Source organism: Mucilaginibacter auburnensis (assembly GCF_002797815.1).
Taxonomy (GTDB): domain Bacteria; phylum Bacteroidota; class Bacteroidia; order Sphingobacteriales; family Sphingobacteriaceae; genus Mucilaginibacter; species Mucilaginibacter auburnensis.
On record NZ_PGFJ01000001.1, the window covers coordinates 217,298 to 230,804 of the forward strand.

Annotated in this window: 12 protein-coding genes; 2 read left to right on the forward strand and 10 right to left on the reverse strand. The window is 42.6% G+C overall.

The genetic code is table 11. The features are described from left to right. Positions 1-304: 304 nt before the first annotated feature. The 5 genes from CLV57_RS00985 to CLV57_RS01005 form a co-directional block, all read right to left on the reverse strand. On the reverse strand, positions 305-790 hold the full coding sequence (locus CLV57_RS00985; protein ID WP_100339503.1) for a hypothetical protein: 486 nt from the start codon (positions 788-790) through the stop codon (positions 305-307). Further along, on the reverse strand, positions 780-1,265 hold the full coding sequence (locus CLV57_RS00990; protein ID WP_100339504.1) for an RNA polymerase sigma factor: 486 nt from the start codon (positions 1,263-1,265) through the stop codon (positions 780-782). The genes CLV57_RS00985 and CLV57_RS00990 overlap by 11 nt, the downstream gene beginning before the upstream one ends. Before the next feature lie 397 nt (positions 1,266-1,662). Further along, positions 1,663-2,160 carry a hypothetical protein gene (locus CLV57_RS00995; RefSeq protein ID WP_100339505.1) on the reverse strand — a complete coding sequence of 166 codons (498 nt, stop codon included), beginning with the start codon at positions 2,158-2,160 and terminating at the stop codon, positions 1,663-1,665. Positions 2,161-2,231: 71 nt separating this feature from the next. Continuing rightward, complete coding sequence (locus CLV57_RS01000) at positions 2,232-4,268, reverse strand: alpha-ketoacid dehydrogenase subunit alpha/beta (protein ID WP_245856799.1); 2,037 nt, start codon at positions 4,266-4,268, stop codon at positions 2,232-2,234. Between the two features lie 79 nt (positions 4,269-4,347). Next, the gene (locus CLV57_RS01005) at positions 4,348-5,733 is read right to left on the reverse strand and encodes a LutB/LldF family L-lactate oxidation iron-sulfur protein (RefSeq protein ID WP_100339506.1); all 1,386 of its coding nucleotides are present in this window, start codon (positions 5,731-5,733) and stop codon (positions 4,348-4,350) included. Between the two features lie 148 nt (positions 5,734-5,881). Between CLV57_RS01005 and CLV57_RS01010 the strand changes: the two genes are divergently transcribed. Both CLV57_RS01010 and CLV57_RS01015 read left to right on the forward strand, forming a co-directional pair. Beyond that, on the forward strand, positions 5,882-6,883 hold the full coding sequence (locus CLV57_RS01010; protein ID WP_100339507.1) for a hypothetical protein: 1,002 nt from the start codon (positions 5,882-5,884) through the stop codon (positions 6,881-6,883). Between the two features lie 17 nt (positions 6,884-6,900). Beyond that, entirely contained in the window at positions 6,901-8,508 is a 1,608-nt protein-coding gene (locus CLV57_RS01015) for a carboxypeptidase-like regulatory domain-containing protein (RefSeq protein WP_100339508.1), read from the forward strand. A gap of 141 nt (positions 8,509-8,649) precedes the next feature. Here CLV57_RS01015 and CLV57_RS01020 read toward each other — a convergent pair whose 3' ends face one another. The 5 genes from CLV57_RS01020 to accB form a co-directional block, all read right to left on the reverse strand. Continuing rightward, positions 8,650-8,985: a hypothetical protein gene (locus CLV57_RS01020; protein ID WP_245856800.1), complete on the reverse strand. Its 336-nt coding sequence runs from the start codon at positions 8,983-8,985 to the stop codon at positions 8,650-8,652. Between the two features lie 18 nt (positions 8,986-9,003). Beyond that, the gene (locus tag CLV57_RS01025; RefSeq protein WP_100339510.1) at positions 9,004-10,572 is read right to left on the reverse strand and encodes a M28 family peptidase; all 1,569 of its coding nucleotides are present in this window, start codon (positions 10,570-10,572) and stop codon (positions 9,004-9,006) included. A 99-nt stretch (positions 10,573-10,671) separates the two neighbouring features. After that, positions 10,672-11,535 (reverse strand): twin-arginine translocase subunit TatC, encoded by an 864-nt coding sequence (gene tatC, locus CLV57_RS01030; RefSeq protein ID WP_211290009.1) that lies wholly within the window; start codon positions 11,533-11,535, stop codon positions 10,672-10,674. 14 nt (positions 11,536-11,549) lie between these two features. After that, positions 11,550-12,884 carry an acetyl-CoA carboxylase biotin carboxylase subunit gene (gene accC, locus CLV57_RS01035; protein WP_100339512.1) on the reverse strand — a complete coding sequence of 445 codons (1,335 nt, stop codon included), beginning with the start codon at positions 12,882-12,884 and terminating at the stop codon, positions 11,550-11,552. A 107-nt stretch (positions 12,885-12,991) separates the two neighbouring features. After that, positions 12,992-13,471 carry an acetyl-CoA carboxylase biotin carboxyl carrier protein gene (accB, locus tag CLV57_RS01040; protein WP_100339513.1) on the reverse strand — a complete coding sequence of 160 codons (480 nt, stop codon included), beginning with the start codon at positions 13,469-13,471 and terminating at the stop codon, positions 12,992-12,994. Positions 13,472-13,507 lie beyond the last annotated feature (36 nt).

The window sequence follows — 13,507 nt, forward strand, 5'->3', positions numbered from 1 at the left end:
ATACTGCAAATTGTTGTAACAACTTAAGTTGTTAGTCATTAATTAACTGAATATCAGGAAGAATAAAATAAATTAATTATTAATTGAAGCGTAATTTTGAAAATTAAGGTAAAAAAAGAAGCCTCCCGACACTCGCTGTCAGAAGGCTCCAACCTAAACCTTATCACATTAGTAAGAAAGGATTCCTTACTAAGGACCAAATATAGTGAATATTTTTCTATACAAAATTATTTTTAAAATTTTACCTACTAATTCGTCGTTGTCCACCACTTTTTTACATGGAGGTGGACAAACTTGTGCCGTACTATTTTTTTAGTTCTTTAAGTTCAGCCTTTGTTTCCTGTAATTGTTGCTTTGCCTGCCTGCTCTCCAGGTAAAAATAAATAGTACAGGCTAAAAATATTTTACTCAAAATAAACACAACTGCAAAAACCAGTTTCCAGTTTTTGTGAACGCGCATGTAATTTGATTCGGCTTCAACTTCTATGTAAGGACTTTTCCGTTCTTCACGGAAATCATTATGGCGGTAATCAGGGCGGGCTATCGCGGTATCAGGTGTTATTACCAGATCGTTGATACTGTTCTCAATGCGGGTCAACATATCAGGCGGTGGTGTAACAGCCATATATTCAGCAATTCGCTCCATATCGCTTTCCAGCTCTGCAAGCGCAGCGCTAACTTCCGGATGCTGTTGTTTCATTCGCGTCAACTCCTGCATCTCGTCATCAGTTGCCACACCTAAAACAAACGCTTCAAGCACACCGCTTTCTATGTACTGCTTAATCTTCATCCTTCAATCCCCTAATAATCGTAAAAGCCTCTTTTAATGCCAGCTTTAAAGCAATCTCACACAAACCTGTCTCCCGGGCTATTAACGCAATTGATTTACGGTGATAATAAGCCCCGCAAAAAACAAGTCGCTGTATATCATTCATCTTGCTCAGATATTTGTGTGACCGGACGTAGTTACCGTCTTCTGCAACGGCTATGCACTCATTTGCCGCATTTTGCAAACCGGCAATCTGGTTTTGCGCCAGTGCTGTTAACCAACTCCACGTATTGGTGTGATGGGTTGCGGCCAATTGTCCGTTTTTTGAAAATATATCAGCAAAAACTTTCACTACCATATCCTCAGCTAAAGGCCTGTTGTTTACAATGGCCAGAATGTACCCTAATAATTTATCGGCGTACTGGTTATACAGGTGTTTTACCCCCTCAGGTTTGGATTCTGTAATCAAATCGTTTTGGATGTAACCTCGCTCCATACTTAAAATTTATCGCTCCCCGAACTTAGTTTTGATCCCCCGATCAGCCAGGCTTAAAGATACGAATTTATTGAAGTTGATTGGTTTTGGTTTAAAAGTTATATTATGTAGAAATAGTTATAGGCTGTTTAACGGCTAAGTGCTTAAAATGTTTAACCATCTCTTAGTAACCGTTACAGGCAGAAGTAAAGACTCTTTTGCCTGGATTAAGTAGATGGTAAAATTATGCAAATGCAACAACACCCGCATAAACAATTAAAAATCAACAATATAATTATCCCATCCAAATTTGCAAGCAGAAATCGACTCCATTTCTTAATAGCTAATTTGTTTACAACTAATGTGTTTAAACGACGCTGTGATACAAACATTGTATTGTGGCGCTAACGCTTCACGTCTATTCCTTCTTTAGGCTTTGATGAGCAACAACGCTATTAAACTTTTCATCCATTTTGAAAATGTGGATATATAATGTACTATCCGTCGACCTATAGGTTTGTTCTAAAATCCAGCCGTTGGGTTTGCCATGGTAGTTAAGCATGTATTGCAGGCTTTGTTGCAACAGCGTGTTCGTCACGTCTGAATTTCTACTGATACGCTTTTCCAATGCCGCTCTGTCGTTGGCATTTTGAGTAACAATATAAGCTTTACTCAAGGCATCGGCTACATGGCGGGTACTGTCAATTTTAGCGGTGAGGAGCTGATATGCCGGATCGCTATCAGGGCCTTCTCTCAAGGTATCAATAGGCATAGACGCTACTAACCGGTAAGTGTTAAAGTTTGCCACTGCTGTGTCAAGGTAAGCTTTGGCAAGCTGTTCAGCTTTTTGCTGAGGTGTAGAAAAGTAGGTACACGAGGTGATAAAAAGTAATAGGGTTAGGCGAAGGTGTTTCATAAGCGAGATAACGGATCGCACAATATAACTAATCTCTTAGTGAATAAGGTATTTGTTTTACGGCTTTAAATTTAATATTCCAGCAGTGCTTTTATAGCCTCTTCCAACCGCGATTTAGCCAAAAACTGATCTTCCAAACCCTTGTCCATCGGAACAGGGGTATCCAAACTGGCACAACGCATAACAGGTGCATCTAAATGCTTAAAACATTGTTCGGCAATACATGCCGCCACCTCTGCGCCAAAGCCGCAGGTAAGGGTATCTTCATGTAACACCAGGGCTCTCCCCGTTTTGTTTACGCTTTCAATTACAGTTGCCTTATCCCATGGTTGCAGGCTGCGCAGGTCTATCAATTCAATATCCTGATCGGGATGCGCGGCCATATATGTTAAGGCCCAATGCACAGCATAGCCGTAAGTAAGAATAGTAGCCGCCGAACCTTCTTTCACCACACGCGCTTTTCCTATTTCTACATACGTTTCACCGTCGGGCACCTTGCCCATAAGGTTACGGTACAGGTATTTATGCTCAAAGTACATTACAGGGTTAGGGTCGGCAATAGCTGCCATTAATAAACCTTTGGCATCATCAGGAAAAGCGGGGTAAACTACTTTTAGTCCCGGTGTTTTAATAAACCAGGCTTCGTTACTTTGAGAATGGAAGGGGCCTGCTGCGCTACCCGCGCCCGCAGGCATACGTATCACCACATCAACGTTCTGGCCCCAGCGGTAATGGGTTTTGGCCAAGTGATTAACTATTTGCGTAAAGCCACTGCTTGCAAAATCAGCAAACTGCATTTCAACCAAGGCTTTATAGCCGTTCAGTGCCAATCCCATAGCTGCACCTATCACACCCGATTCGCAAAGCGGTGTGTTACGCACATGGTCTTTACCGAACTCTGTTACAAAACCCTCAGTCACTTTAAATACACCACCATATTCGGCAATGTCTTGCCCCATCAATATCAGGTTATCATACTTTTGCATGCTTTGCTTTAACCCGGCAGATATGGCATCTATATAACGTATTACTTTATTCTTACTTTCAGCTGCCACCTGCGGCAGATCGCTTTCGCGGTATACATCATTTAACTCTTCAGAAATGTCAGGCTGAACATTGGACTCGGCAAACACTTTTTCAATCAGCGGCTCTAAACGCGCGGTGATCTCATCGCGCAGATATGGCCCCCATTCGCGACGGAACAGACCTTCAGCAATCAGATACTCTTCAAACAAACGTAACGGGTCTTTATCCTGCCATTCACTTAGCAACTCCTGCGGGACATACTTGGTACCCGAAGCTTCTTCATGGCCTCGCACGCGAAAAGTCATACACTCAACCAAAGCCGGTCTGGGCTGCTTACGTATGCTGTTGGCTATTTCGTTTATAGCGTAGTAAACTTCGAGTATATTGTTTCCATCAATACGCCTTCCTTCCATACCATAGCCGTTGGCACGGTCAACCAGCCGTTTACAGTTAAATTGTTCGTTAGTTGGGGTAGAAAGCGCGTAGCCATTATTTTCTACCAAAAAAATAACCGGCAGGTTCCAAACCGAGGCAATGTTGAGTGCTTCATGAAAATCACCTTCGCTGGTGGTACCCTCTCCTACAAAAACAAGTGTGGCGCGGCCATTTTTGTTAAGTTGGTCTGCCAAAGCTATGCCATTGGCCAGCGTAGGTTGCGGACCGAGGTGTGATATCATGCCCAATATTTTATGTTCTTGTGAGCCAAAATGGAATGACCTGTCGCGCCCCTTGGTAAAACCCGAAGGCTTGCCTACCCACTGTGCCAGCAAGCGCTCAAACGGCACATTGCGGGTAGTAAAAACGCCCAGATTACGGTGCATGGGTAGAATATACTCTTCGGCTTGCATGGCCATAGTTGCCCCCACCGCTATAGCTTCCTGACCTATGCCTGAAAACCACTTGCCTACACGACCTTGACGCAGCAACACCAGCATTTTCTCTTCAATTACCCGCGGTAACAACAGCTTACGGTAAATACCAATAAGCGTGTTATTATCCAGATTTTTGCGATCAAAGTTCATTACGGCCTTGGTTGATGGAACTATAGGTATATGAATAAGCCCATAGTTAACGCGCAGCATAGACGCCGCCTGTTAACTATGGGTTAACAGCAATATTAATGAATTTATTAATTAGAAAAGAGATTTTAAGTTAAGCCCCTTATTTTGAGGGGCTATTCTTTTCTTCCCACTGTTTAGCGAATGATTTTGGAGCTACAACAGGCATTTCTTTGTAATGACCCCAGGTCTTTTTGAAAAATGTACGCAGCAGGAAGTTTTTGGTTTTTCCGCTAAAAAAATCTTCGAGCTTACGGCTCAGCATGCCTTTGGTCCACAATTTCCAACCCAGCTTTTCCTTACCATATACCAGCCCTTCTGTAACAGCATCGCGGCGATTAAGCAGCAGCATCTTATGAATATCTATCTTAACCGGGCAAACCTCGGTACACTTGCCACATAAACTGGAAGCATAGCTAAGGTGTTTAAACTCTTTCATTCCCTGTAAGTGCGGCGTAATGATAGAGCCAATAGGGCCACTATATGGCGTATTGTATGTGTGTCCACCAATATTTTTATAAACCGGACAAGCATTTAAGCAGGCGCCGCAGCGTATGCAGTATAAGCCCTGGCGCTGGTCTTTTTGCGCCAACAGATTGGTGCGGCCATTATCCAGCAGTATAACATACATTTCATCCGGCCCGTCCACTTCATTGGCTTGGCGCGGACCGCTTAAAATGGTATTGTATACGGTTAAATTTTGCCCGGTACCGTGACCGGCCAGCATGGGCCAGAATAAGTCAAGATCTGTTATAGATGGGATGATCTTTTCAATACCAACTACGGCTATATGTATTTTAGGGAACGTAGTGGTTAAGCGTGCGTTGCCTTCATTTTCGCTGATGGCTATGCTTCCGGTGTCGGCAATTAAAAAATTACCGCCGGTAATGCCAACATCTGCTCTTAGGTATTTTTCCCGTAGTAACTCGCGGGCTTTAAGGGTAAGCTGCTCGGGTGTAGCATCGGGAGGTGTACCAAAACGTTCGTGGAACAACTTGGCAATATCCTCCTTTGAAAGGTGCATAGCCGGCGTTACAATATGGTAAGGCCGTTGCCCTAACAGCTGAACTATATATTCGCCAAGGTCTGTTTCTATTGATTCAATGTTATTACTCTCCAAAAACTCATTTAAATGAATTTCTTCAGTCGCCATTGATTTTGATTTAACAATGGTTTTAGCATCCACCCGGCGCAGTATGTTGAGTATTTCTTGGTTGGCTTCCGCAGCATCATTAGCCCATATCACCTTGCCGCCACGCTTCTGAAAATTAGCTTCAAACTCCGGTAAAACCTTATCCAGATTCTCCATCATTTTCCATTTTAAAACGTGCCCTCGTTTTTTGGCATTATCTATATTGATGATACGTGAGAGGCCGCGTGCAACGGCGGTATCATATTTTCCGATATTGTAATTGATAATGCGCCTGTGGTCTGCATCAAAAGCCTTTTGCTCAGCATCTGTCAAAAATTCTTCGGCAATTGTACTCATACTGCTAAGGTAGCTGTTTTAACGGTTATTTGTGCTTTTGCACAGTTGTCAATTTCTATGCAAGCTATTGTTAAAGTGTTTTTTGTTGTTTAAGTTTGAGTAACTAAGCCCTTAGTCAAATTTATTTAACGCTCAAACCCGTATAGCCTTGAAACAGCGCATTATATTTTTTTTGTGGTGCCTGCCTTTTTTGTTCTCAAAGCTTAGCCATGCTCAACAAGCACCTGTATCGCATTTAAAGGCTTATACATCGGCATTAAGTAATATTCGCGTGCTTAAACCTATTGAAAAACTCTACCTGCAAACAGACAAGTCTTATTATAACACAGGAGATACAATAAGATTCAAAGCCTATTTACTTAAAGCAGATTACCTGGTACCATCAGAAATGAGCGGACTGCTTTATATTGAGCTGGACAACGACCAGGGCAAAAGCGCTAAGCGCATAATGGTGCCTGTTGAAGTGGGGTTGGCATGGGGAGATATTGCTTTAGACTCCACCGAAATACCCGATGGTAATTATACGCTCAGGGCATATACCAATTGGATGCGCAATTTTGATGACGACTATGTTTTTAAAAAGAGCATACGCATAGCGCGATATACAGACAACCCCTTGCTGGTAAAGGCAGCCTTTAAACAAGATGGCAATAAGTTAGAAGCCAAACTTTTATTTAACCAGATGGACGGCAGACAGCTTGCCTTTAAAGATGTGGAACTGAAGGTAATAAGCGGGCGCAAAAATCTGACGAAAGATAAGTTGATTGCCGGACCTGATGGTTCGGTGAATTTTAATTCTGACACGCCCGAAGGTTCGGGCAACTTAAGTTTGCAGGCAACTGTAGCCGGCAAAAGTATGCTAAACATTCCGGTTGCCATTAACCGAACGGATAATACAGACCTGCAGTTTGTGCCAGAGGGCGGGCAATTAGTAGCGGGTATAAGCAGTAAAGTTGGTTTTAAAGCAATAGGCGAAGATGGTAAGGGTGTAAATGTCAGCGGCAAATTATTTGACAGTAAAGGCAAACAGGTAGCCACTTTTGTTTCGGCGCATGCCGGTATGGGTTGCTTTGAATTTACACCAGCAGCCTCAGAAACTTATTCAGCCCAAATTGACGGAATCAATAAAGTTTATACCTTACCGCTGTAAAACCATCAGGCATTGTTTTGGCTGTAAAACAAGCGGGGAGCGACTCGTTACAAATAGCAATTTCTTCAACACCAGATGTTAAGGGCATGTTATACCTTATAGCACATGCAAGGGGTGTTGTATGCTATGCGCAGTCGTTCAACGCCGCCAACAAGAGCGTTATCGTCGCAAAAAAGCTTTTCCCAACAGGTATTGCACGGTTTAGTCTGCTTAGTGATGCTTACCTACCGCTTAATGAGCGTGTGGCGTTTATCAATCATCACGATGCTTTAAATATTTCCGTTAAGCCCGATAAATTAAGTTACGGCACGCGAGATAGCGTTGCTTTACATATTGAGGTAAAAGATAAAAATGGAGATCCGGTTAACGCCAACTTCTCTTTAGCTGTTACCGATGCCGGTCAGGTTAAAAAGGATAGCTTTGGCGGTAATATATTGAACAACCTATTGCTTACATCTGATCTGAAAGGAAATATAGAGGAACCCGGTTTTTATCTAACGGGCGATAAAGACGCAGAACTGGATAACTTAATGCTTACCCAGGGATGGGTGGGATATGATTGGAAAGAGGCCTTTAAGCCCAACCTGCCCTTTACTTTTAAGGCTGAAAAAGAATTTTCAGTAAGCGGCACGGTGGTGAACGCGTTTGGTAAACCCATTCAAAAATCAAACGTGCTGTTGATCTCTAATCGTCCTATTGCTTTTAAAGATACAATTACAGATAGTGAGGGCCGTTTCGTTTTCAAGGATATATTTCCGGTTGATACAGCCATTTTTAAACTACAGGCCAGGAACAAAAATAACAAAGAGTTTAATGTGGGTATTAACATGGATGAAGCGACGCTGCCTGTTTTTAGCCCTGCACCACCAATTGATCCATGGTACCTGAATATTGACAGCTCAGTGCTAAGAAACACCCAAAGCAAGTTAGCAGAAGCTAAAGCTATATCATCATTCAGGGGCGATGGCAATGTGCTTAAGGAAGTTAACATTAATTCAAAAAGAATTGTGAAAGGCTCAAGGAATGTGAACGGCCCGGGCGGATCTGACTTTGTAATTAGTGAGGAGGAAATTGATAAAAAGCCGGTTAAAACTACCTTAGAACAACTTTTGGTTGAAAAATTTCCCGGATTTACGCCCTTGGGTGGTATGTGGAGTTACAGAATTCCCGGAGGTTCTAAAACTGTCCGATTGTCGTATGTGTGGAAGTTAAAAAAGGTGCGTTTCATATTTGATGGCATACCTATTGACCGCTTTTTTACACCTACAGGTCCCGGCAGCGACTCACGCTATCATAACATAAAGCCTATTTTGGATTATTTCACTGCCGAAGATATTGTTGGAATTGAAGTAATGGAAAATACAAAGTATAGTGGCAGTTATCATACTGAATACGCCGGCATGGATGCAGAATACATGCAGATACCTCCGGATTGTTATGTTTATATTGAAGTGACAACCCGTGCCAAACAAGGCCCTTTTATGAAGGTAACGCCGGGAACTGCTTTGTATAAACCAATGGCTTTCTCCATAGCGAAACAATTTTACAGTCCGAGATACACAGTTAGCAATAAAACTACTGTATTAGGCACTGATCTTCGTTCTGGGAACCAAACATATTACTGACAAGGAAGGCAAGGCTACTGTACATTTCTACAGTGCAGACAGGGCTGCTAAATACAATATAATTATAGAGGCAACCGATCTGGAAGGACAGTTAGGTTTAGGTACGCAACAACTTATTATAAAACAACAACCGTAATTAATTCATTCATTTAACAATTGTTGCACCAACTGCTCCCATTCCTCATCTAAAGGAATATCGGGGCGGGTAGCTTTGGTCCTGCTGTACCAGTAATCGGCATTCCAGATATCTCCTTCTTTTCGATGCAGGTAAGCGTGAACACGCTGCGCGGCTTTATTGTTCAAATGGTCTACTTCTGCATGAGCCCTGTTCCAGTCGCCTTTTCCGTCGTACCAAAGACTTTTTAAAGGCGCAGTAAGGTTATGCGGAGGATTAGCTTGATCTAATGAGGCCTTAAATTCGGCAAATGTATTCATAATGGAAATAAAAAAGCCATCCTGCAAAGGCAGAATGGCCAAAGTTTTTATTAATAAGTTTTATCGGGTATTCTTACCGTCAACAGCAGGCCGCTTATCGGCGTTAGCCAAGTCCCAAGCTGTAAAGTACACCAGCTGCGCACGTTTTGCTAAAAGCGGGAAATTGATCTTGCTGATCTCATCTCCCAAACCATGGTAGTCGGCATGTACACCATTGAAGTAAAATATGATTGGAACGCCAAATTTAGCGAAGTTATAGTGGTCTGAACGGTAGTAAAAACGGTTCGGATCATTTGGGTCATCATATTTATAATCAAGTTTTAATTTAGTGTAAGTATTATTGGCGCTTTCGCCGACTTTATGCAGGTCAGAACTCAACATTGACGAACCTATTACATATACAGTGTTAGCAGAATCCGCTTTACCAACATATTCCTCACCAACACGACCAATCATATCAATGTTCAAATCGGCAATTGTACTGGCCATCGGCACCACCGGGTGTTCTGAATAATATTCAGATCCTAATAATCCTTTTTCTTCGCCAACATTACCTAAAAATAATATGCTTCTGCGCGGGCCTTTACCAGCTTTTTTTGCGGCTGAAAATGCGCGGGCAATCTCCAGCATAGCTGTAGTTCCAGAACCATCATCATCAGCTCCGTTGTATATACGGTCGCCTTTTGTTCCCTCTGGCAGCATACCTATGTGGTCATAGTGCGCAGATACAACCAGATACTCATCTTTTAATTTAGCGTCTCTGCCCGGTAAAATACCTACTACGTCAACAGCTTTTACAGGCTTTTCGGTACCAGTATAGATGGTAGAAAAATCAGCTTTTATGGTTTGTGTTTGAGGAGTGCCACTTTGGTCAATATCCGTTTTCAGTTGCGCAATGGTTTTATTAGTTGGTTGAAGCAATGCGTTAGCCATTGCAGGTGTAATGGTGTAAACAGGCACATCGGTATTCTCTTTCTTCAACACCATGCGCGATCCATTGCTGCGTCTAACAGCGCCGCCCGCAGGGTTTACAGCTAATATCAACGCGGGTTTTTTGCTCTGAATAAATTGTATTCTACGGCTTCGATCGGTACTCCAGTTTGATGTTTTGTCTGTTCCGGTAACTTTAAAAACGCCGTTATTCACCGGCTCGCCTGTATTAATGTATAATACCACTTTGCCGGTAATGTCAGTACCTTTCAGGTCATTGTAAGTATCAGCGCCAATACCGTAGCCAATAAATACGATATCGCTTGAAGTAACGGTTTTTGTACCAACGCCGCCTGTTGCTGAAAAATCTGTACCAATGGTGTATGTTTTGCCATTAGCCGTTAATGCATTTACGGTAAAGGAAGGCTCAACAATTGGCACATCCAGAAAATAAGAGCCGTTTACGGCGGGTTTCAATCCTAAAACCTTAAACTCATTAGCTATATAATTGGCGGCCTTTTCAGCACCCGGTTTACCTGTTTCCCGACCTTCAAACTCGTCAGACGCAATAATGCTAAGATGTTTTTTGGCCAGTTCGGCACTTACAATTTTTGAATATTTTAAAGCAGTAGGGTTCTGCTGTGCACACGCGCCGGTAGTAAAGCCGGCAACAACGAGCATTATGAGTGTTTTTTTCATAAATCAGTTAATTAACGCTAAGGTATATGTTTTGGTATAAAAACAAAAACAGCGATGAGGGTTATCTCATCGCTGTTTGATTATAATGTTTTTAACAAGTTATGAATTCATCAATTCCTGAGTTTTCTTTTCTCTGCGCTTTCCTACGCCTGCAGCTACCCAAATACCAACCTCGTAGAGTAAAAGCAGTGGCACCGCTACTACACTCATGGTTATGGCATCGGGCGTTGGTGTTATAATGGCCGAAATGATCATGATGATCAAAATGGCGTACCTACGCGTCCGGCGCATTAATTGCGCGTTTAATATACCTAAACTTGCAAGCAGGTAAATTAAAATAGGCAACTCAAATACAATACCCGAACCCAAGGTTAAAGTGGTAAGTGTTGACATGTAGGAATCTACACGTATTAGCGTTTCAATTTGCTCACTTACTTTAAAGCCTATCAAAAACCTGATGGATAGGGGAGCTACGATATAATAGCCGAACAGTACGCCCAACAAAAATAATCCCGAAGCATACAAAACAAAGCCCGAAGCAGCTTTTCGCTCTTTCTCGTGCAAGGCTGGCTTTATAAATTTCCAAACCTCATATAAAAAATATGGTATGGCGAGTATAAGGCCGGATACAATACAGATGTTGATCATTAAGTTAAAGTTGGCACCCAACTCCGTAGCGATCATTTTCTGCTTAAACCCCTCAAAGCACCAACCGTCCATATGAAGAGCTGTACCCAATTTGCACATCATGCGGTAGGTCCAGAAATCTTTACTCCTGGGTCCCATCACAATGCCATCAATTACAAAATCTGAAAAGTAAAAGGCTAATGTTGTAAAGATCAACAAAGCAATTACAGACCGTATTAAATGCCAGCGCAAAGCCTCCAGGTGCTCAAAGAATGACATCTCCGCCTCAAGGTTTTTACCCTTATCTTTTATAGCATCAACCAGTTTGTTAGCCATCTGTTTATTCAGGCTTAGTATTCAAAGGTTTCCATAAACTTGGTTGTAAAGTTACCCGCACGGAAGTTAGGGTCTTTTAACAACTTTAAGTGGAATGGAATAGTGGTTTTAATACCTTCAATAACAAACTCACTCAGCGCGCGCTCCATTGTGCTCAAAGCTTCGTCGCGGGTTTGAGCCACGCAAATCACTTTTGCTATCATGGAATCATAATTGGGCGGAATAGAATAACCGGCGTACACATGCGTATCTACACGTACACCATGACCTCCCGGTGAGTGGAAATTGGTGATTCTGCCTGGTGACGGGCGGAAGTTATTATACGGATCTTCGGCGTTGATACGGCACTCAATGGCATGCATTGTTGGCTCGTAATTTTTACCGGAGATAGGAATACCGGCGGCAACCTTGATCTGCTCTTTTATCAGGTCAAAGTTAATAACCTCTTCGGTAACCGGGTGCTCTACCTGTATACGGGTGTTCATCTCCATAAAGTAGAAGTTGCGGTCTTTGTCAACCAAAAATTCTACAGTACCTGCACCTTCATATTTAACGGCTTTAGCGCCTTTAATAGCAGCCTCGCCCATTTTGCGGCGAAGTTTATCAGTCATGAAAGGAGACGGAGCCTCTTCAACCAGTTTTTGGTGACGGCGCTGAATAGAGCAATCACGTTCAGACAGGTGGCAAACTTTACCGTATTGATCGCCTACTACCTGTATCTCAATGTGGCGCGGATCTTGAACATATTTTTCAAGGTACATGCCATCGTTACCGAAAGCTGCGCCTGATTCTGCACGGGCAGAATCCCACGCACCTTCAAACTCTTCATCTTTCCAAACAATTCGCATACCACGGCCACCACCACCGGCAGTAGCTTTAAGTATAACCGGATAACCGATTTTTTTAGCGATGGATATGCCTTGTTTAACGTCCTGCAATAAGCCTTCAGAACCAGGGATAGTTGGCACACCGGCTTTTTTCATGGTTTCTTTTGCTGATGATTTATCGCCCATGGCGTTGATCTGATCAGCAGTAGCACCTATAAATTTAATACCATAATCAGCACAGATGGCAGAGAATTTAGCGTTCTCTGACAAGAAACCATAACCTGGATGGATAGCATCGGCATTGGTTAATTCAGCAGCTGATATAAGGTTGGGGATATTTAAATAAGAATCTCTGCTTGGCGGCGGACCAATACAAACGGCCTCATCAGCAAACCTAACGTGTAAGCTGTCACGGTCGGCAGTAGAATATACAGCTACGGTTTTAATACCCATTTCCTTACAGGTGCGAATAATTCGCAGGGCAATTTCGCCACGGTTAGCTATAAGTATTTTTTTAAACATGGTTAGTTGATTGGTTAAACAGTTGATTAGTGATTAGCTCGCTTTGATCGCAATGTGGCCGACTACTGCTGGCATACCAGTCACTAATCAACCAATCACTATTCAACTTATACGGGTTCTACTAAAAACAAAGGCTGGTCGTACTCAACTGGCGATGCGTTATCAACCAGTACTTTTACAATACGGCCTGATACTTCTGATTCAATTTCATTGAACAGTTTCATGGCCTCAATAATGCAAACTACGCCGCCTGCTTTTATCTCGTCGCCAACGTTAACATATAACGGTTTATCCGGAGATGCAGAACGGTAGAAGGTACCGATCATTGGCGATTTTATGGTGATATAATTTGAAGTGTCTTCGGTTGCTGCCGCCGGAGCTGCCGCTGCAGGAGCCGCTTGTACCTGTGGTGCTGCTACAGGAGCTGCTACCATGGGGGCTTGCGCTTGTGGTATAGTTGCGTTAACTATAGTAGGCGCCTGGTTAGTTTTAATGGTGATCTTGAAGTCTTGCTGTTCAATAGCTACTTCGTTTACGCCCGATTTTGAAACAAAGCGTATAAGCTCTTGTATTTGTTTAATATCCATAGTTTCAATTAATGTGCAAATATACAGATGTGCATT

Excerpts from the sequence above, each read along its gene's own strand:
- accC (WP_100339512.1), bottom strand. The coding sequence starts at position 12,884 with ATGTTTAAAAAAATACTTATAGCTAACCGTGGCGAAATTGCCCTGCGA.
- CLV57_RS00990 (WP_100339504.1), bottom strand. The coding sequence starts at position 1,265 with ATGGAGCGAGGTTACATCCAAAACGATTTGATTACAGAATCCAAACCT.
- CLV57_RS01025 (WP_100339510.1), bottom strand. The coding sequence starts at position 10,572 with ATGAAAAAAACACTCATAATGCTCGTTGTTGCCGGCTTTACTACCGGC.
- CLV57_RS00985 (WP_100339503.1), bottom strand. The coding sequence starts at position 790 with ATGAAGATTAAGCAGTACATAGAAAGCGGTGTGCTTGAAGCGTTTGTT.
- CLV57_RS01000 (WP_245856799.1), bottom strand. The coding sequence starts at position 4,268 with ATGCTGCGCGTTAACTATGGGCTTATTCATATACCTATAGTTCCATCA.
- CLV57_RS01005 (WP_100339506.1), bottom strand. The coding sequence starts at position 5,733 with ATGAGTACAATTGCCGAAGAATTTTTGACAGATGCTGAGCAAAAGGCT.
- accB (WP_100339513.1), bottom strand. The coding sequence starts at position 13,471 with ATGGATATTAAACAAATACAAGAGCTTATACGCTTTGTTTCAAAATCG.
- tatC (WP_211290009.1), bottom strand. The coding sequence starts at position 11,535 with ATGGCTAACAAACTGGTTGATGCTATAAAAGATAAGGGTAAAAACCTT.
- CLV57_RS00995 (WP_100339505.1), bottom strand. The coding sequence starts at position 2,160 with ATGAAACACCTTCGCCTAACCCTATTACTTTTTATCACCTCGTGTACC.